At 74.2% G+C, this 19,163-nt stretch carries 16 protein-coding genes; 3 read left to right on the forward strand and 13 right to left on the reverse strand.

What is annotated here, in order from left to right; translation table 11 throughout:
• The 10 genes from BZL64_RS27865 to BZL64_RS27910 all read right to left on the reverse strand — a co-directional run.
• Nucleotides 1-1,093 (reverse strand): protein kinase domain-containing protein (locus BZL64_RS27865; protein ID WP_107430356.1); only part of this gene is annotated, 1,093 nt, incomplete at its 3' end.
• A 366-nt stretch (nt 1,094-1,459) separates the two neighbouring features.
• Complete coding sequence (locus tag BZL64_RS27870; protein WP_086771952.1) at nt 1,460-2,422, reverse strand: threonine/serine dehydratase family protein; 963 nt, start codon at nt 2,420-2,422, stop codon at nt 1,460-1,462.
• Nucleotides 2,423-2,511: 89 nt separating this feature from the next.
• Nucleotides 2,512-3,543 carry a polyprenyl synthetase family protein gene (locus BZL64_RS27875; protein ID WP_086771953.1) on the reverse strand — a complete coding sequence of 344 codons (1,032 nt, stop codon included), beginning with the start codon at nt 3,541-3,543 and terminating at the stop codon, nt 2,512-2,514.
• 65 nt (nt 3,544-3,608) lie between these two features.
• Nucleotides 3,609-4,679 carry a tetratricopeptide repeat protein gene (locus BZL64_RS27880; RefSeq protein WP_086771939.1) on the reverse strand — a complete coding sequence of 357 codons (1,071 nt, stop codon included), beginning with the start codon at nt 4,677-4,679 and terminating at the stop codon, nt 3,609-3,611.
• 214 nt (nt 4,680-4,893) lie between these two features.
• Nucleotides 4,894-6,204, reverse strand: a complete 1,311-nt coding sequence (locus BZL64_RS27885; RefSeq protein WP_086771940.1) for a CAP domain-containing protein — start codon at nt 6,202-6,204, stop codon at nt 4,894-4,896.
• Nucleotides 6,205-6,322: 118 nt separating this feature from the next.
• Nucleotides 6,323-9,298, reverse strand: coding sequence for an ATP-binding protein (locus BZL64_RS27890; protein WP_086771941.1), 2,976 nt, complete (start codon nt 9,296-9,298; stop codon nt 6,323-6,325).
• Between the two features lie 112 nt (nt 9,299-9,410).
• Entirely contained in the window at nt 9,411-9,764 is a 354-nt protein-coding gene (locus tag BZL64_RS27895) for a UBP-type zinc finger domain-containing protein (protein ID WP_086771942.1), read from the reverse strand.
• Nucleotides 9,761-11,260, reverse strand: coding sequence for an ATP-binding protein (locus tag BZL64_RS27900; protein WP_086771943.1), 1,500 nt, complete (start codon nt 11,258-11,260; stop codon nt 9,761-9,763). Before BZL64_RS27900 ends, BZL64_RS27895 begins: the two co-directional genes overlap by 4 nt.
• Complete coding sequence (locus tag BZL64_RS27905) at nt 11,257-12,933, reverse strand: NAD(P)/FAD-dependent oxidoreductase (RefSeq protein WP_086771944.1); 1,677 nt, start codon at nt 12,931-12,933, stop codon at nt 11,257-11,259. Before BZL64_RS27905 ends, BZL64_RS27900 begins: the two co-directional genes overlap by 4 nt.
• Before the next feature lie 189 nt (nt 12,934-13,122).
• Nucleotides 13,123-13,476 (reverse strand): VOC family protein, encoded by a 354-nt coding sequence (locus tag BZL64_RS27910; protein ID WP_086771945.1) that lies wholly within the window; start codon nt 13,474-13,476, stop codon nt 13,123-13,125.
• A gap of 66 nt (nt 13,477-13,542) precedes the next feature.
• Here BZL64_RS27910 and BZL64_RS27915 point away from each other — a divergent pair, with 66 nt between their 5' ends.
• Entirely contained in the window at nt 13,543-14,415 is an 873-nt protein-coding gene (locus tag BZL64_RS27915) for a universal stress protein (RefSeq protein ID WP_086771946.1), read from the forward strand.
• Nucleotides 14,416-14,434: 19 nt separating this feature from the next.
• Here the strand turns inward: BZL64_RS27915 and BZL64_RS27920 are convergent, their stop codons facing one another.
• From BZL64_RS27920 to BZL64_RS27930, 3 genes are all read right to left on the reverse strand, one after another.
• Nucleotides 14,435-15,670, reverse strand: a complete 1,236-nt coding sequence (locus tag BZL64_RS27920; protein ID WP_086771947.1) for a DUF4032 domain-containing protein — start codon at nt 15,668-15,670, stop codon at nt 14,435-14,437.
• A 9-nt stretch (nt 15,671-15,679) separates the two neighbouring features.
• Nucleotides 15,680-16,429, reverse strand: coding sequence for an MBL fold metallo-hydrolase (locus BZL64_RS27925; RefSeq protein ID WP_086771948.1), 750 nt, complete (start codon nt 16,427-16,429; stop codon nt 15,680-15,682).
• An 80-nt stretch (nt 16,430-16,509) separates the two neighbouring features.
• The gene (locus BZL64_RS27930; protein WP_086771949.1) at nt 16,510-17,136 is read right to left on the reverse strand and encodes an alpha-ketoglutarate-dependent dioxygenase AlkB; all 627 of its coding nucleotides are present in this window, start codon (nt 17,134-17,136) and stop codon (nt 16,510-16,512) included.
• A 139-nt stretch (nt 17,137-17,275) separates the two neighbouring features.
• On the opposite strand from BZL64_RS27930, the gene BZL64_RS27935 reads away from it, so the two are divergent.
• Together BZL64_RS27935 and BZL64_RS27940 are read left to right on the forward strand one after the other, a co-directional pair.
• Nucleotides 17,276-17,920, forward strand: a complete 645-nt coding sequence (locus tag BZL64_RS27935; protein ID WP_086771950.1) for a TetR/AcrR family transcriptional regulator — start codon at nt 17,276-17,278, stop codon at nt 17,918-17,920.
• Nucleotides 17,921-17,937: 17 nt separating this feature from the next.
• Nucleotides 17,938-19,163, forward strand: a 1,226-nt coding sequence (locus BZL64_RS27940) for an FAD-binding dehydrogenase (RefSeq protein WP_086771951.1), incomplete at its 3' end; no start/stop codon positions are given.

The following is a 19,163-nucleotide window of genomic DNA, read 5'->3' on the forward strand; positions in this document are numbered from 1 at the left end:
ACAGGGCCGGTGCCGGCACCTCCGTGACTCTGTCGGCGCCGTCCTCGCCGGGCGGGGCGCTGGGCGCTGTCGGGCGGGCCTGCGCGCCGTCGGACGACGTGTTCTCGGTGCCGGGCAACTGGCCCGTCGCGGCCAGGGCGGCGACCGTCACGCCGACCACGGCCAGCGCGGTCCCGGCCGCCATGGCCCGCCCGCTCCACCGCGGGCCGGCGACCCGTGCGACGGCGTACGCGCGCCGCAGCCGGGGCGCGGGCACCCCGTGCGTGTCCTCGTCCAGGACCCGGGCGAGGCTCTGGCGCACCGCCGGCCGGGTCATCCGCTCCCGCGAGTCCTTGCGCAGCAGGCCCTGGACGACGGGCCCGAGCGGACCGGCCCGCAGCGGGGTGCGCAACGGCAGCCGGTCCACGCCCTTCAGCGTGGCCTCCGGCCGGTCCCGGTCCCGGTACGGAGGCCGGCCCTCGACCATCGTGTAGAGGATCGCGCCCACCGCCCACAGATCCGCCGCCGGCCCGATCCGCTCGTCCCGAGCCTGCTCGGGGGAGGCGTACGAGGGGGCGGCCAGGCGGGGAGCGAGGGTCGCGCCCGCGAGGCCGAAGCCGGTGACGACGACGGGGCCGCGCGCCCGCACGAACACCTGACCGGGGCTCAGCTCGCCGTGGGTGATGCCCTCGCCGTGCGCGGCCTCCAGCACGTCGAGCAGTTCCAGCCCGATCCGGGCGGCGCGGGAGTGCGGGAACACCCGCCGCTGCTCGATCAGCTGACCCAGCGGGAGGCCGTCGATCCACTCGGTCACGGTCCACAGGGACCCGCCCTCGGCGAGGGCCTCGAGCACGGTGGCGACCCGGCCGGGGCACACCCGCGCCATCGTCTCGGACATCCGCACCACACGCTGCGCGGCCCGGTGCGCGTCCTCCTCGCCGAGGCCCGCGGGCAGCCCGATCCGGGTGACCAGACACGGCCGGGTGCCCGGCGCGTCGTCGGTGTACTCGCCGTACCAGCCGACGCGGTTCGTCTCGCGGTGGACGACGTCGAGGAGCCGGTACCGACCGGCGACCAACTCGTGCGTGGAGACGTGCGCCTTGACCATGGTCATCCCTCGCTGAACCCCCGACTGCTCACCTTTCCCAGTGGTACGGCGATCGAGAGGGTGTGCGTTCAAGAGATCCGCAACTCCGCCGGGATTTCTGTCTTTCATTCAAAAAAGCGGGCGAGGCGCCGATCGTATGTGCGAGGAAAGGAAATTACTTCGGGCCGTCCAGGGGTGTAACCAGGGGTAAACGGCTGCCGGGCGGCAACGGGAATCGCCCGCGACGCCCGTCGGTCCATTCCAGGACGACGGCCACCGCGGGCGATTTCCTCGGCGCCGCGCACACGCACACCGAAAACCTCGGGGCGGTCGGACGCGTCCGCACAGGCGGAATCGTCGGCACGCTAGGAGTCGTCGGCGCGGTCCGATTCGTCAGCGCAGTCCGAAACGCTCGGCCCAGGACGCCATGTCCGCCGCCGACGCGTTGCCCCCGCAGACCACCAGCCCCAGCCGGGCGTCCGGGCCCACCCGCTCCACGATCCGCCGGGCGGCCGGCAGCAGACACCCGGCGGCCGGCTCGGTCCACACCTTGGCGTGCTCGGCCAGCTCCAGACAGCCCCGTACGGCCTCCCGGTCCGGCACCACGAGCACCTCGCCCACCAGCGCCGCGACATGCTCGTACGTCAGCGGTGCGACGGACGGCGCGCTCAGCGTGGTGGAGATGGACGACACCTCCACCGGCACCGGACCGCCGGCCTTCAGTGCCTCGGCCATCGCCTCCGCGCCCTCGGTCTCCACGCCCCAGATCCGCACCCGCGGACGCAGCGCCCGAAGCGCCGCGGCGACACCGGAGATCAGACCGCCGCCTCCGACGCTGACCACGACGTCCGTCAGCTCGTCGACGGCGTCCTGCGCGAACTCCAGGCCGACCGTGCCCTGCCCGGCGACCACCACCGGGTCGTCGAACGGGTGCACCAACGTCAGGCCCTCGTCGCGCAGGTCGTTCACCAGCGCGAAGGCGCTGCCCATGCCGTCCGTCAGCCGCACCGAGGCGCCCGCCTCCTCGGCGATCTCGATGGCGCGGGCGGGCGCCGAACGCGGCATGACGACCGTGGCCTTCACGTCGAGGGCGGCGGCCATGACCGCCACCGCGATCCCGTGATTGCCGCCGCTCACCGCGACCACCCCGGCCGCCCGCTCCGCCTCGTCGAGCGAGAGCAGCTTCGCCGCCGCCCCGCGCGCCTTGAAGGAGCCGGTGCGCTGGAGCAGCTCCAGCTTGACGGTGACGGGGACGCCGAGCAGGCCGGAGAGCCCGGGACTCGGGAGGGTCGGGGTGCGGACCACGTGCCCGGCGATCCGCTCCGCCGCGGCTTCGATGTCCGTGATGCCGATCAAGACGACCACCTTTCCCGCGCGCTGTTCCGCGCGCTCCTTGCACCCTGTCGCGCGGCGGTGGCGCAGGTCAACCGGGGTCCGGACGGTGGTCAGAGGTCGCGCCGCACCAGGAAGTCGAGCAGCGAGCGCAGCTCGCCCGCGGCCCGGGTGCGCAGCGGCACCCCGGCGAGCGCGGCCTCCACGGCGGACACCTGCCGGCGCGCCTCGGCGAGCGCGGCCGCCCGGCCCCCGGCCTCCTCGGCCAGTACGGCCGCCTCGGCCGGGTCGCCCCCGGACTCCAGCAGCCGGGCGAGGCGCCGGGCCGCCGGCGCGGGGGACTCCAGGGCCGCCAGCACCGGGAACGTCTTCTTGCCCGCACGCAGGTCACCGTGGACGGGCTTGCCTGTCACGGCCGGATCGCCCCAGACACCCAGCAGATCGTCGATCACCTGGAAGGCGATCCCGAGATGCCGCCCGGCCCGGTCCAGCGCGGTCACGGTCGCCTCCGGGGCGCCGCCGAGCACCGCGCCCAGCGCGGCAGCGCAGCCCAGCAGCGCGCCGGTCTTGCCCTCGGCCATCGCCCGGTACGCCTCCGGTCGTACCCGCCCGTGCCCCGACCAGGGCCGTGCCGCGAACAGCAGGTCGTCGGCCTGGCCGTGCACCAGCTCGGCGAGTGCCCGGGACAGCAGCCGTACGCCGCCCGCGCCGCCCGGGGCGGCGGCGAGCGTCTCCACGGCCAGTGCGAACAGGGCGTCTCCCGCGAGGACCGCGGGCCCCGTGCCGTAGGCCTTCCAGACGGTGGGGCGGCTCCTTCGCGTGGGGTCGCCGTCCATGATGTCGTCGTGCAACAGGGAGAAGGTGTGCACGAGTTCGACCGAGACGGCCGCGGCGACCCCGGCCCGCGCGGGCGCCCCCGCCGCCTCCGCGCCGAGCACGGCGAGGGCCTGCCGCACCCCCTTGCCGCCGGAGGCGCCGACCGGGGCGCCGCCGACCTCGCACCAGCCGAAGGAGTACGCGGCCATCTCGCCCACCCACGGATGCAGCCGGCCGACCGCCTCGTCCAGCGCGGGTCGCACCAGCGCGCGGCAGCGGTCGAGGACGGCGGGCGCGCCCGGCGGAGCCGAGGCCGCGGCGGGGCCGATCGTCGTGGAGGACGTCGTGGAGGACGCGCTGGAGGACGCGGTGGAGAACGTCGTGGAGAGCGCCGTCACCGTACGGCCTCCACGGTCGCGCCGCCCGGACGGGCCGATTCCGTCCCGATACCCAGTTCCTGCTCGGCCCGTGCCACCATCGCCCGCGCGTGCCGTAGCCCGATCCGCTCCAACTCGGTCGCCAGAGCGGCCAGTTCCGTGGCCGTCTCGGAGCGGTCGCGGCCCAGGCGGGCCAGCGACTTGGCGAGTCCGAGCCGGGCGAGGGCCATCCCGCGCGGCTCGCTCATCGCACCGAACTCCGTGAGGGCCTGCCGGTAGAGATCCCGGGCCTCGGTGTAACGGGCCGCGCGATAGAGGACGTTGCCGCGCATCTTGTGGTTGTAGGCCAGCGCGCTGGTGAGGTCCATCGCACGGCAGGTCGACTCCGCCTCGGACAGCAGCGCGAGGGCGCGCTCGGTGTCGCCGTCGCGCACCGAGACCAGGTCGGCCAGGCCGCGCAGTGCCCAGGCGTGTCCCCTGCGGTCGTCGGCGCGCGCGGAGATCTCGGCCGCCTCCTGGAACAGGGTGAGAGCGGTGTCGAGGTCCCCGGAGTTGCGGTGCATCTGCGCGATGCCCTCCAGCGCCCACACCGTGTGCCGTGCCTCGCCGCGCCGGCGGGCCTCGGCCAGCAACTGCTCATGGAGCCGGCCGACGGCCTCGTAGTCCCCCTGGATGCGGCCGGTCTCCGCGAGCCCGGCCAGCGAGTATCCGCGGACGACGACGTCCCCGCCGCGCTCGCCGAGGTCGGCCGCCAGCGCCAGCAGCCGTCGGGCCAGCGGGAAGGCGCCGCGCTGCCTTGCCAGGGTGCCGCCGCTCCACAGGGCCCAGGCCATCGCCGCCACGTCGCCCGCCTCCCGCGCCGCGCGGTAGCTCGCCTTCCAGGCCCGGTCCGCCTCCCGCACCTGGCCCAGCCGGCGGTGCGCCTCGGCGACCGCGAGCCCGGAACGGGCCACCTCCGCGTGCTGGCCGGCCCGTTCGGCCGCCGCCAACTGTTCGGTGCCGGCGGTCAGCACGTCGGTCAGGGACGCGTTCACGGACAGGGTGGTGAGGGCGCCCTGGTACTCCGGGGCGAAGGCCTTGCCGTACATCGATTCCTCTCGGAGGCCATGTATACGCGGTGTGTATACATGGCGTGTATAGTGCGCCCGAAATTCGCCCCGGCTGTGGGGTGGCCGGGGCGGGCGTCACCGGATGCTGTGGGTGGTGTTGCTGTCGATCAAGACGTGCGTACGGCGGGCCGGGTTGCCTGTGAGGCGCAGATCACTCGGCGGGGCCGAGGGGGCCGGCCGGGCCCATCGGGCGTCAGGCGCCGAAGAGTTGGGTCCAGTACGTGGCGGACGGGCCGCCGCCCGCGAAGCCGACGCCGATGTGGGTGAAGGCGGGCTTGAGGATGTTGGCGCGGTGGCCGGGGCTGTTCATCCAGCCCTCGACCACCTCGGAGGGGGAGCGCTGCCCGCAGGCGATGTTCTCGCCGATCGTGCGCCGGGCCGAACCCGCGGCGGCGGCGCGGTCCCACGGCTGACTGCCCTCCGGGGAGGTGTGCGAGTAGAAGGAACGGGCGGCCATGTCGGCGCTGTACGCGCGGGCGGCCGTGGCCAGCAGCGGATCGGCGGCGAGGGGACGCAGTCCCGCCCGCGCCCGCTCCCGGTTGGTGCGGTCGATGACCTCCGCCTCGGTCCCGGCCAGCCCGGCCGGCGTCAGCGGGCTCGCCCACAGGACCGTCCAGAAGACGTCACCGGTACGGCCGTCCTTCGCCTGGGCCAGGCCCGCATGGGTGAACGCGGGGTCGTGCAGGGTGCGCCGGGCCTGGTCGGTGCGCAGACAGTACGCGAGGAACTCGGCCGGGGTGCGGGGCCCGGAGACCAGGTGTTCGCCCACCGCGAGGTAGCGGAAGCCGGTGGCCGTGACGCGCTGGTGGACGGAGACACCGTCGGCGCCCGTCGTGCCCAGCCGGCCGGCCGCGGCCATCACTGCGGCGTGCGCACGGGCCGCCGAGACCAGCCGGGCGTCCAGCGACACGGGCGGTGAACCGGCCGCGGCGCGCGCGGAGTTGACCTGCCCGGCAAATCCGTCGGGATCGGCGGCGGGGACGCGTGCGGGCGTGGCGACGCCGCGGGGTGGGGGAGCGGTCCCGTCGTCGGCGACCTCCACCCCGAAGTCCCGGGCCAGCCCGGCCAGTCCGTCCGCGTACCCCTGGCCCAGCGCACGCAGCTTCCACACGCCGCCGCGCCGGTACACCTCCGCGAGCAGCAGCACCGTCTCCCACCGGGCGGGCGGCGGGGTGAACCGGGCGAGCGCACGGCCCTGACGGTCGGTGACCCTGAGTGTGGGCGCGGGCAGCCGGGCCGGGGGTGTGCCGGGCTCCGCCGCGCTGACGACCACCGTGACCCGGGTCGCCCCGGCCCGCAGCCGCGCCGGTTCCAGCGTGAGCGTGTCGCCCCGCAGCCCGGCCCCCGGCGCCGTCGGCTGGTTGTAGAACACGAAGTCGCCGTCCCCGCCGACCTTGCCGCTGTCGTCCGTGACCAGCGCGCACACGTCGAAGGGACCGGACACCCGGACAGCCAGCGCACCTTCCGGCAGGGCCACATTGGCCCCGGAAACCAACTCACTCATCGTGCCGCCCGATGTCCCGGTCCCGACCCTCACAGGGACTCGCCGGAAGAACGGACGGCAGGACGGAGGGGTTCCCGAGGGATTCCCGAGCGGATCCCCCGCCCGACCTCAGCCGACCTCAGCCCGACGTCCCCGTCCCCGCCCCCGGCTCCGCCTCCAGCAGCCTCTCCCGATGGGCGATCGCCACCGCCTCCGTACGGCTGGACGCGCTCAGCTTGGCCAGGATGTTGGAGACGTGGACGCTGGCCGTCTTGCCGCTGATGAAGAGTTCCTCGCCGATCTGACGGTTGCTGCGGCCCAGGGCGAGCAGCCGCAGGACGTCCCGTTCGCGCGCGGTGAGGGCGGCGGGTCCCTCCCGGCCGGGCGGCGCGGGCGCGAGCCGGCCGCGCCGGATCAGGTCGTCCACCCGCTCCAGCAGCGGCGCCGCCCGCAGCCGTACGGCCGTCTCGCGGGCGGCGCGGGCCTCGACGGCCGCCTCGTCGCGCCGGCCGGCGGCCGACAGGGCCTCCGCCAGCCGCAGCCGGCACCGCGCGCGCTCGTACACGTCGCCGAACTCGAAGGCGGCCGCGGCCTTCTCCCAGGCCGCCGCGTCCGGTTCGCCGGCCGCCCGAGCCCGCTCGGCCTCGGCGCGGGCCAGCCAGGCCTGCCCCTCCGGACCCTGCGGCACGCCGGCCTCGCCGCGCCGCGCAGCCGTCCGTGCCAGGTCCACGAGTTCCTCCGCGACAGCCGCCCAGCGGGCCGCCGTGGCCTCGTCGCCACCGGCGCGGGCCGAGGCGGCCGTGTCCGCGACCGGCGTCAGCGTGAGCGCGGCGAGCCGGACGGTGACGTCGAGGTAGCCGCCCGTGTCCTGGGTCAGCGCCTTCAGGGAGGCGCGCAACTGCGCCACCGCCGCCTCGGCGTCACCCCGCAGGGCCGCCGCGTCGGTCCGTACGACGGCCGCGACGAGCATCGCCATCCAGTCGGCGGGGCCCTCCGTCAGGGCCTCGGCCCGTTCGACGGCCCCCGTCTCGCCGCGGGCCAGCGCGACGTACAGCGCGGGCCCGGCCGCGTACCCGCCCGTGTGGGGCAGGACGGCCAGGTCGGCCGCCGCCGTCCGCACGCACTCGTCCCAGCGGCCCAGGGTGTGCAGCAGCAGCAGTTGCAGGTAGCGCATCTCCAGCGGGTACGGCGAGGAGAGCAGGCCGGCCCGGCGGGCCCGGTCCAGGCCGTCGGCCAGCCAGGGCAGGCACTCCTCGAACTCCCCGGCCTCGTAGCAGCCGATGGCCAGGTTGAACAGGGCCCGCATCTCCACCGGGGCGCTGCCGGCCCGCCGGGCCAGCTCGCGGGCCTCGCGCAGGCGCTCGCGGCCCTCGGCGGAGCGCCTGCCGCCGCCCTCCAGGATGGCGAGCGAGATCAGCAGGTCGGCCTGCGCGTCTCTCACCCGCAGCCGGTCCGCGACGCCCAGCGCCTGCCGGGCGACCCGCAGCGCGGTCTCGGTCTCGCCGACCTGACGGGCGGCCAGGACATGGGTGGCCGCGGCCCACACCCAGGTCGGGGACGGCGGTTCGGCCGGGATCATGGCCAGGGCCTCACTGCTGTAGCGGAACGCCGCGGTGAGACTGTCGACGCCGAGGAGGGTGCCGGCCAGCGTGTACCGCACGCGCGCGGCGAGTTCGGAGTCGGCGTCCTGGTCCACCCCGGCGAGCGCGGCCCGGGTCAGCGACACCGCGCGGTGCCCCTGCCCGGCGTGCGCTGCCGCCGCCGAGGCGCGCAGCATGAGCGTGACCCGGTCGAGGCCCTCGCCCGACGGGCGGGCGGCGGCGTCCACCGTGGGCCACAGGTCGAGCGCGGTCTCCAGCTGGCGCAGCTCCTCGGCGGGCGCCCCCACCCGCTGGGCGTGGTCGGCGGCCTCCAGGGAGGCGGCGAGCGCCTCCGGCAGGTCATGGCTCTCGCGGTAGTGGTGGGCCCGCTCGGCGGCGGTCTCGGCGCGATGCCCCCGGCCGCCGAGGAGCCGGGCGAACGCGCCGTGCAGCCGGGACCGTTCCCCCGGGAGGAGGTCGGCGTACACCGCCTCACGCGCGAGCGCGTGCCGGAAGGCGTACGTGCCGCCCGCGCCCGCGACGAGGAGCTGGCGGCCTATGGCCTCGCGCAGCGCCGACTCCAGCTCGTCCTCGGGCAGGGCGACCGCGTCCCGCAGCAGGTCGTGTTCGACTCGCCGTCCGGCCACGGCCGCGGTGCGCAGCACCAGTTGGGCGGTGTCCGAGAGCTGTTCCACGCGGATCATCAGCAGGTCGGCCAGGCCGCTCGGCACGCCGCCCGCCCCGGTGTCCGTCGCGGCGAGCAGTTCCTCCGCGTAGAAGGCGTTGCCCTCGGCGCGCTCCACGATGCGGCGCACCGTGGCCTCCGGCAGTGGACGGTCCTCCAGGGCGCGCACCAGCCGGGTCACCTCGGGGTCCGCCAGGGGCCGCAGCTCCAGCCGCTCCACGCCCGGCAGCCGCACCAGCTCGGCCAGCAGGGGCCGTAGCGGGTGGCGGCGGTGCAGGTCGTCCGCGCGGTAGGAGGCCAGCAGCGCGAGCCGGTGGGCGGGGGCGCCGCCCGCGGGCCGCTGCAGGACACCGCGGCTCAGCAGGAACCGCAGCAGGTCCCGGGAGGACTCGTCGGCCCAGTGCAGGTCCTCCAGCACGATCAGGAGCGGGTTGACGTCCGCGAGGTCGGCCAGCAGGCCCGCCATCCCCTCGAACAGCCGCAGCCGTCCGCCCAGGTCCCGTACGGCGTCGTCCGGCCCGCCGCCGAGCAGCCGGCCGACGACGGGATGCGCGGCGAGGACGGCCGCGAAGCGCTCGTCCCCGGCGAGCACGCCCAGGATCTCGGTGAACGGCAGATAGGGCAGGCCGACGTCACCGAGGTCGACGCAGTGCCCGGTCAGCACGGTCGTGCCGGTGCGCGCGGCGCGCGCCGCGGTCTCGTCCAGCACGCGCGTCTTGCCGACGCCGGCGTCCCCGGCGAGCAGCACGGCCCGAGCCTCCCCGGCACGGGCGCGCTCCAGCACGCCGGAGAGCCGGGCGATTTCCTCGTCCCGGCCGATGAACGCGGTGGCGAACGCTGTGGGTGGCACGGCTCCATCCTGGCACGCGGCACCGACAACCTCGCCCGCGAGCAGGAACACTGCCGAGCGGGGAGACCGCCGGGCAGGGACCCCGCCAAGCCGGGACCCCGCCGAGCCGGGCTCAGCGGTTGAGCGACCGGGCCCAGTCGTCCGGCACGCGTCCCGCCGGGCCGGGCGTGGGCTGGTCCAGCGGGTGGCCGGACGGCTGCGCCAGCTCCGGGCCGGACTCGTACAGCTCGTCGCTGTCGTAGTCCCAGAACCAGTCCTCGCCGGGCTCGAAGCTCTGCACCAGGGGATGCCCGGTGGACTTCCAGTGCGCGGTGGCGTGCTGGGCGGGGGAGGAGTCGCAGCAGCCGATGTGGCCGCACAGCGCGCAGCGCCGCAGATGGAACCACCAGCCGCCGGACGCGTCGCACTCGACGCAGCCGGTGCCGCTGGGCGGGACGCTCGGGTCGATGGCGGTGGCGTCGGTCATACGGGCTCCTCGGCGGTCTCGGGGGAGGTGTCGGCGGCGTTCTCGGGATCGGCCTCGGTCTCGGCCTCGGGCGCGGTCAGCGGCAGCAGCACCTGGAAGCGGGTGTCGCCGGGCGCGGACTCGACCTGGAGGCTGCCGTGGTGCTTGTTCACGACGATCCGCCAGGAGATGTCCAGGCCGAGGCCGGTGCCCTCGCCGACCGGCTTGGTGGTGAAGAACGGGTCGAAGATCCGGCCGCGGATGTCCGCCGGGATACCGGGCCCGGTGTCACCGAACTCCACCAGCAGCCGGTCGCCCTCCCGTGCGGTCCGCACGGTCAACGTACCTTCGCCGCCGTCGCTGTTGATGGCGAACACCGCGTTGTCGACGAGGTTGGTCCACACCTGGTTCAGTTCCGCCGGGTACGCGGGGACGTCCGGCACACCGCGGTCGTAGTCCTTGACGACCTCGATGCGCTGCCCGATCTTCCCGGACAGCATCAGCAGGGTGCTGTCGAGGAGTTCATGGACGTCGACGACCCGGTAGGGGGCGCGGTCGAGCTGGGAGTACTGCTTGGCCGCGTCGACGAGATGGGAGATCCGGTTGGTGGAGTCGTCGATCTCGTCCATCAACAGCTCGGTCTCGACCGTGTAGTTGAGCCAGCCGATCGCGTTGGGCAGGATGTCGGCCTGCACGGCCGCCGCGACCTCCTCCAGCCAGTCCACGTCGAGCCCGGCCTGCACGAACGTCGGCGCGATCCGCCAGCCCTCCTGGATGCCGTGGTCGTCGAGCCAGTCGGTCAGCTCGTCCTCCCGGTCGGAAGCCTCCAGAGGACTCAGCACGGGGGCCTTGGCGACCCGTTCGGCCGTGCGCTCCTGGATCTCGATCAGCACGGCGAGCACCTCGCGGGAGTAGGCACCCTGCGAGATGATCGCGAGCTTGTGCCGCATCTTCGCCACTCGTTCCCGCAGCGTCGCCGTGGCCCGCACGGCCGCGGCGGCCGGGTTGTTGAGTTCGTGGGTGAGTCCGGCCGACAACGAACCCAGCGCCAGCAGCCGTTCACGCTGGCCGATGGCCCGCTGGGTGTTCTTCGAGCCGAAGAACAGCCCCTCCAGCAGATGCGCGGCCATCGGGAACCACTCGTGCATCACGTCCGAGAACGACTGCGCGGGCAGCACGAAGAAGCGCGTCGGCTCGGTCACCCGCATCGAGTTGTTGTAGACCTGCGGCACCCGGTCCCCGAGATACGCCTGCATCGCGCCCGCGTACACCCCGCGTTGCGAGGTGCGGCTGACCTCGACGTCGTCGCCGCCGACCCGGCGGTACAGCACCACCGTGCCGTCGATCATCACGTAGAAGCAGGTCGCCGGGTCGCCCTCGGTGTAGACCGGGCCGGGCTCGAACCGCTCCACCCGGCCCTCCGCGCACAGCCGTCCGAGCTGCTCGGGAGAGAGTTTCTCGAACAGGAACAGCGTGCTGATCTCGGCCGGCTCGCAGGGCACCGGCCGCCCGCTCATGACTGCTCCAGATAACGGTGGACGAGCATGACGGCCATGGCTCCCTCTCCGACGGCGGACGCGACGCGCTTTGCGGACTCGGCGCGCGCGTCGCCCGCCACGAACACGCCGGGAATGTTGGTCTCCAGGTGGTACGGCGGCCGGTCCAGCTCCCACTCCGCCGGCGGCCGCCCGTCCGCGGTGAGGTCGGGCCCGGCCAGGATGAACCCGCGCCCGTCGCGCAGCACCGTGCCGTCCAGCCAGTCGGTCAGCGGGGCCGCGCCGATGAACACGAACATCCACTGAGCGTCGACGAGTTCGCTCGCCCCGCTGTCCACGTCCCGCAGGGTGAGCTGCTCCAGGTGCCCCTCCCCGTGCGCCGCCTCCACGACCGTACGGGCCCGCACGGAGATGTTCGGCGCCTCCTCGATCTGCTGGATGAGGTAGTGCGACATCGACGCGGCCAGGGACTCCCCGCGCACCAGGAGCGTCACGGACTTGGCGCCCCGCGCCAGGTACATCGCCGCCTGGCCCGCGGAGTTGGCGCCGCCGACGATGTACACGTCCTGCCCCTGGCAGGAGGCCGCCTCCGTGAGCGCCGAGCCGTAGTACACCCCGCACCCGGTCAGGTCGTCACAGCCCGGCGCGAGGAGCTGGCGGTACGACACCCCGGTCGCCAGGATCACGCTGTGCGCGGCGACCGCCGACCCGTCGGAGAACCGTACGACGCGGGCGGGGCCGTTGACCTCCAGTCCCGTCACCTCGCGCGCGGTGAGGATCTCGGCGCCGAACTTGGCGGCCTGCCGGCGGGCCCGGTCGGTGAGCTGCCCGCCGGACACGCCGTCGGGGAAGCCCAGGTAGTTCTCGATGCGGGAGCTCTGCCCGGCCTGCCCGCCGGTCGCCGAGCGCTCCACCAGCACCGTCCGCAGCCCCTCCGAGGCGCCGTAGACGGCCGCGCCGAGCCCGGCCGGGCCGCCGCCGATGACCACGAGGTCGTAGAACTCGGCCTCCGGAGTCGTCGCCAGCCCGACGTGGGAGGCGAGTTCGGGGGCGTCCGGCTCGATCAGCGGCGTGCCGTCCGGGGTGATCACCAGCGGCAGCCGCTGCCCGTCGGCACCGGCCGCGGCGAGCAGCCGCCGCCCCTCGGGCTCGTCGGAGGAGTACCAGCGGTAGGGCACCTGGTTGCGGGCCAGGAACTCGCGTACGTCGGAGGAGCGCGCCGACCAGCGGTGCCCGACGACCTTGGTGGCCGGGACGGGCCGGTGGTCGTTGCTGCGCCATGCCGCGAGCAGGTCGTCCAGGACCGGGTAGAGCTTCTCCTCCGGCGGGTCCCACGGCTTGAGGAGGTAGTGGTCGAGGTCGACGACGTTGATCGCGTCGATGGCCGCGTTGGTGTCGGCGTACGCGGTCAGCAGGACGCGGCGGGCGCCCGGATACACGTCCAGGGCCTGTTCGAGGAACTCGATGCCGTTCATCTGCGGCATGCGGTAGTCGGCCAGGATCACGGCCACCAGGTCGCCGCGCAGCTTCAGCTCACGCAGGGCGTCCAGTGCGGACTCGCCGGACTCGGCACGCACGATCCGGTAGGCGGCGCCGTAGCGGCGCCGCAGATCGCGGGCGACGGCGCGGGAGACCCCCGGATCGTCGTCCACGGTCAGAATGACGGTCCGCGCGGTCTCGGCGGCCTGTGCCATACGTCTCCCACCCCGGAGGTCAGGACCGCCCGACAAGGGGAGGGCGGTCCACGGACTCGCGGCACGGCGGGCCCCGCGCCGGTTCCCGCCCATCGTATGTTCGATCGCCCCGGTCCGCTCCGGGACCAGGCGCACTGTGCGCTCTCGGTGCAGACCCGTGCACCGGCGGTCGACGCGGGGGCGGGGCCTTCAGCTCCTGCGGTCGCTCAGCACGCAGAACTCGTTGCCCTCGGGGTCCGCCAGCGTCACCCAGCTCACCTCGCCCTGACCGACGTCGGCATGGCGCGCCCCCAGGGCCAGCAGGCGTTCGACCTCCGCGCGCTGGTCCTGGGGACGGAAGTCCAGGTGCAGCCGGTTCTTGACCGTCTTGGCCTCGGGCACCGTCCCGAACAGCAGGCCGGGCAGCCGGTCCGGGGCCGGTCTGATCTCGAACTCGTCGGCCGCGTCGTTCACCACGACCCAGCCGAGGGCCTCGGCCCACCATCGTCCCAGGGCGACCGGATCGGCCGAGTCCACGATCACCTGTTCCCACTCCAAGGTCATGACGCCGACTGTAGTGGTGAACACTGGACCCGACGAAGTGAAATCACGACGCGGGGAGGCGACGGGATGACGGGCCCGATCACGGCAGGGGTCGACGGGACGGAAGAGAGCCTCGCGGCACTGGCCTGGGCGGCCAGGGAGGCCGTACGGCGGGATCTGGCGCTGCGGGTGGTGCACGCCTGGCGGTTCCAGCCGGACGCGGCGGCCGAGGTGGCCGACCGGGAAGCCCAGGCGGAGTGGGTGCGGGCAGCCGTCCTGGAGGCCGTCACCGACGTATCCGGACGCCACCCCGGACTGCGGGTGACCAGCGACGTCCTGGAGGGCGACCCGGCGGACACGCTCGTCGCCGCCGCGGCGGAGGCGGAGCTGCTGGTGCTGGGCTCGCGCGGGCACGGCGCGGTCGTCGGTTTCCTGCTCGGCTCGGTGGGCCAGCAGGTGATCGCCGAGGCCCGCCGCCCGGTCGTGCTGGTGCGGGCCGGGGACAGGGCGAGCGCCGAGGTGGCCGGGCACGAGGTCGTCGTCGGACAGCACGGCTCCCCCGAGGACAGCGGGCCCACGCTGCGGTTCGCGTTCGAGACGGCCGCCGCCCGCGGCGCGTCCCTGCGCGCCGTGCGGGCCTGGACGCTGCCACCGGTGTTCTCCTACAGCCCCGCCTCGCTCAAGCTGCTCGACGACGCCGGCGGCCTGGAGCCGTACGAGAAGAAGGCGCTGGCCGACGCCCTCGCGCCGTGGCGGGAACGCTTCCCGGACGTGCCCGTGGTGGAGCACGTCGAGATCGGCAGCGCGGGGCAGGTGCTCCTGTCGGTGTCCGGGCGGGCCCAGCTGGTGGTCGTCGGCCGGCGGGCCCGCCGTACGGCGGTCGGCGCCCGGATCGGCTCGGTGGCGCACGGCGTGCTGCACCACGCGGACTGCCCGGTCGCCGTGATCCCGCACGAGTGACGCGCGCCCGGCGCCCGGCTCATTCGGGCGTCGTCGGCTCCAGGGTCTCCCGCGCGCGGGGCAGGATCCTGGCGATGTAGTCCTGGACGGCCGTGTCGAGCCCGATGTCGTGCTGAGCGCGCTCCGACAGATACCAGCGGTGTTCGAGGAGTTCGTGGTAGATCTCCGCCGCGTCCATGGAGCCGCGCAGGTCGAGCGGCACGGCCCGCACGGTCGGCCGGAACACGTCCCGCACCCAGCGGTGCGCCAGCACCTCGGGGCGGGCGGCGAGGGGGTCCCCCGGGGCGTAGTCGTCCTGGGTGGCCATCCAGCTCTCCAGGTCGTTGAGCAGCCGCCTGGCCTGGTTCTCCTCGGTGTCCAGGCCGGTCAGCCGCAGCAACTGCCGCTGGTGGTGGCCCGCGTCGACGACCTTCGGCACGAAGGTGACCGTGTCGCCGTTGGACGAGTGCTCGATCTGCATCTCGGCCACGTCGAAGCCCAGCTCGTTGAGGCGGCGGATCCGGCGCTCGATGTAGTGGTACTTGCCCGCCGGGTAGACGGAGGTGCGGGTCAGCTCCTCCCACAGGCGCTCGTAGCGGGCGCAGATCTCCCTGCCGAACTCGATCGGGTCCACCGACGGGTGCAGCGCGCCCGAGGCCTCCAGGTCGAGCAGTTCGCCGCTGATGTTGACGCGGGCCAGGTCGAGGTCGTAGTCGCGCTGACCGGGGCTCAGCCGTGGATGCAGGTCACCGGTCTCGGCGTCGACGAGATAGGCGGCGTACGCGCCCGCGTCGCGCCGGAACAGGGTGTTCGACAGTGAGCAGTCGCCCCAGGCGAAGCCGGACAGGTGCAGCCGCACCAGCAGTACGGCGAGGGCGTCCATCAGCCGGTGCATGGTCGCCGGACGCATCGTCGTCTCGAACATCGACCGGTACGGCATCGACCCGCCCAGATGCCGGGTGACCAGCACCGGCTCCAGCGGGTCGCCCGCGGTGTCGGTGCGCCCGGTGACCACGGCCAGCGGGTCGACGGCGGGGATGCCGAGCCGGTCCAGGACGCGCAGCAGCTCGTACTCGCGCAGCGCCGGGCGCTCGGCCAGTTCCTTGACGGCGATCACCTCGTCGCCGGCGCGGGCGTAGCGCACCACGTGCCGGGAGATGCCGCGCGGCAGCGGTACGAGAACGTCCTCGGGCCACTCCTCCAGCGGAAGCTGCCAGGGCAGTTCCAGCAGGAGGGCCGGATGCTCCGGGTTGGTGGCACTGATCTGCAAAGCCATGGCCTGACCTTAGACGGCGCGTTCCCGCGCCCGCTGTGCGGCCTCCCGGACCGGCCCCCGGTGGACGGGGCCGTGGCCGGGCAGCAGGGTGTCGGCGGCGAGGGACGCGATCACGTCCAGCGAGGCCAGTGCGCGGGCCCGCTCGTGGTGGAACATGCCGGGCAGCAGTTGCGGGCCGCGGACCCGTGCGGTCGCGTGCCCGCTGACCAGCGCGTCACCGGAGACGAGGATCCCGGCCTCGGGGAGGTGGAAGACGGTGTGGCCGTCCGTGTGTCCGGGGGTGTGCACGGGAACGGGCCGGCCGGGCAGGTCAAGGGCGCCGGTGGCGGCCGGGAACGGCTCCGGCACCGTGACCGGGTGCTGTTCGGTGCCGCCGGCGCGCAGGACGTGGAGCGCCCAGGGCAGCACACCGGGCCGCCAGGCGTTGCGCAGCACCGTGCCGACAGCGACCTGCTGGAGGAACTCCCGGCGGGCGTGGGGGACTTCGGCCGGATGCAGCTGGACCGGGATGCCGTACTCGGTGCGCAGGTGTTCGGCGGAGCCGAGGTGGTCGTTGTGCGCGTGGGTGAGGAGGACGGCGGTGACCGCCTTCGGCGAACCGCCCACCGCGGCGAGGGAGTCCAGGAGCCGCCGCCGGTCGCCGGGGTAGCCGGTGTCGATCAGGGTGACGGCGTCGCCCTCGGTGAGGATCACCCAGTTGGTGTGGCCGCCGTGCACCAGGTAGGTGCCGTCCGCCACCTGCCGTACGTCTGCCCGCATGATCGTCCCGTGGGGTGAGGTCCGTGTCCGACGGGGACAGCGAAGCACACCGGCCGGGGTGGGCCGGTCCGCGTGGCCTCCTACTGCACGCCGCGCGGCCGGAACTGGACGCTCACGCGCGGCCCCGCGGCCCGCGTCGACTTGGGTACGCAGTGCTCCCAGGTCCGCTGGCAGGAGCCGCCCATCACGATCAGGTCGCCGTGGCCCAGCGGGCGGCGCACGGTGTCGCCGCCGCGCACCGGACGCAGGAGCAGGTCGCGGGGCGCGCCCACGGAGAGGATGGCGACCATCGTGTCCTCGCGGGCGCCCCGGCCGATCCGGTCGCCGTGCCAGGCGACGCTGTCGCGGCCGTCGCGGTAGTAGCACAGGCCCGCGGTGACGAAGGGCTCGCCCAGTTCGTCGGCGTAGTGGGCGGACAGGGCCGCGCGGGCCTCGTCCAGCACGGGGTGCGGCAGCTCACGGTCCTCGCCGTAGAAGGCGAGGAGCCGGGGTACGTCGACCAGCTGGTCGTACATCTGCCGGCGCTCGGCGCGCCACGGGACGTCGGCCGCCAGCTGTTCGAAGAGCTGGTCCGCCCCGGTCAGCCAGCCGGGGAGCACGTCGATCCAGGCGCCCGAGCCGAGCGCGGTACGGCGGATCCCGGTCAGGGGTCCGAGGCGCAGCTCGTCGGTCTGGTCGAAGAGGGAGCCCTGGAGGTGCCTGGTCATGGGGCCAGCGTACTCCCTAATCGAATGTATGTTCCATGTGGCGTCGAGGTGCGTCGGTCGCGGTTCGCCGAGCCGGCGTCGAGAGCCTTTCGATACATCAACGCATCGGATACATTCCCGTATCGAACGGAGGTCCGACATGGCGGACGAACAGACGGCGAGGCGGGTCACCCGGCGCCGGGTGCGCACCCGGGCCAACCTCCTCGACGCCGCCTTCCAGGTGTTCGCCGCCAAGGGGTTCGGCCGGGTCTCCATCGAGGAGGTCTGCGAGGCCGCCGGATACAGCCGGGGCGCCTTCTACTCCAACTTCGCCAGCCTCGACGAACTGTTCTTCGCGCTCTACCGGCAGCGCGCCGACCTCATCGCCCGGCAGGTCGCCGACGCGCTCGCCGGGGACGGCCCCGGCCTCGACGTGCCCGCCTCCGTGGACCGCGTCACCGAGGTACTGCTCCTCGACCACGACTGGCTGCTGGTCAAGACGGACTTCCTCGTGCACGCGGCCCGTGACCCGGCCGTCGCCCGGTCCCTGCTCGAACACCGGGCCACCCTGCGCGGCGCCATCGCCGACCGGCTCGGCCGCGACCGCGCCCTCACCGCACTGCCCGCCGTCCTCGGCGACGCCGACGCCGCCGCCCACGCGGTGGTCGCCGCGTACGACGGCGTCACCACCCAACTGCTCCTCGACAAGGACGTGGACGGCGCCCGCGCCTGGCTCAAACAGCTCCTCACCGCGCTGCTCACCGAGGGCAGCACCCACAGTCACCCCGAGCACCACCCCGAATGAGAAAGGCAACGGTCGCCATGGACGCGGACGTCATCGTCGTCGGAGCGGGCCTCGCCGGCCTGGTCGCGGCGCACGAACTCACCAGCAGGGGCCGACGGGTCGCCCTGGTCGACCAGGAGAACGCCGCCAACCTCGGCGGCCAGGCGTTCTGGTCCTTCGGCGGGCTGTTCCTCGTCGACTCGCCCGAACAGCGGCGCCTCGGCATCAAGGACTCCCTCGACCTCGCCTGGAGCGACTGGCAGGGCAGCGCACAGTTCGACCGCACCGACGACGAGGACTCCTGGGCGGTGCGCTGGGCGCGCGCCTACGTCGAGTTCGCGGCCGGGGAGAAGCGGACCTGGCTCGCCGGGCACGGCATCTCCTTCGTGCCGACCGTCGGCTGGGCCGAACGCGGCGATCTGCGCGCCGACGGACACGGCAACTCCGTGCCCCGCTTCCATGTCGCCTGGGGGACCGGCACGGGCGTCGTCGAACCGTTCGTCAGGTACGCCGAGCAGGCCTCGCGGGACGGGCTGCTCACCTTCCACCACCGTCACCGCGTCGACGAGCTGGTCGTCGAGGGCGGCGCCGCCCGTGGCGTACGCGGCACGGTCCTCGCGCCCGACGACTCCCCGCGCGGTGTCTCCTCCAGCCGCGAGCGCGTCGGCGACTTCGAGCTGAGCGCCCAGGCCGTCATCGTCACCAGCGGCGGCATCGGCGCCAACCACGACCTGGTCCGCCGCCACTGGCCCGAGCGTCTCGGCACCCCGCCCGCCGAGATGGTCACCGGCGTCCCCGCCTACGTCGACGGCCGCATGCTCGACATCAGCGCCGGGGCCGGGGCCCGGCTCGTCAACCGCGACCGCATGTGGCACTACACGGAGGGCGTCCAGAACTGGGACGCCGTCTGGCCCGGCCACGGCATCCGCATCCTGCCCGGCCCGTCCTCGATGTGGTTCGACGCCCTGGGCCGCCGGCTGCCCGACCCCTGCCTGCCGGGCTACGACACCCTCAGCACCCTGCGGCATCTGCGCACCACCGAGGACCTCGCCGGCCACGACCACTCCTGGTTCGTCCTCACGCGCAAGATCGTCGAAAAGGAGTTCGCGCTGTCGGGCTCCGAGCAGAACCCCGACATCACCGCCAAGGACCGCAAGGCCGTCCTGCGCGACCGGATCCTCGGCAAGGGCGCGCCCGCCCCCGTGCAGGCGTTCATCGACCGCGGCGCGGACTTCGTCGTCGCCGACACGCTGGACCGGCTGGT

Origin of the sequence: Streptomyces bobili, assembly GCF_002154575.1 — a bacterium.
Taxonomy (GTDB): Bacteria; Actinomycetota; Actinomycetes; order Streptomycetales; family Streptomycetaceae; genus Streptomyces; species Streptomyces bobili.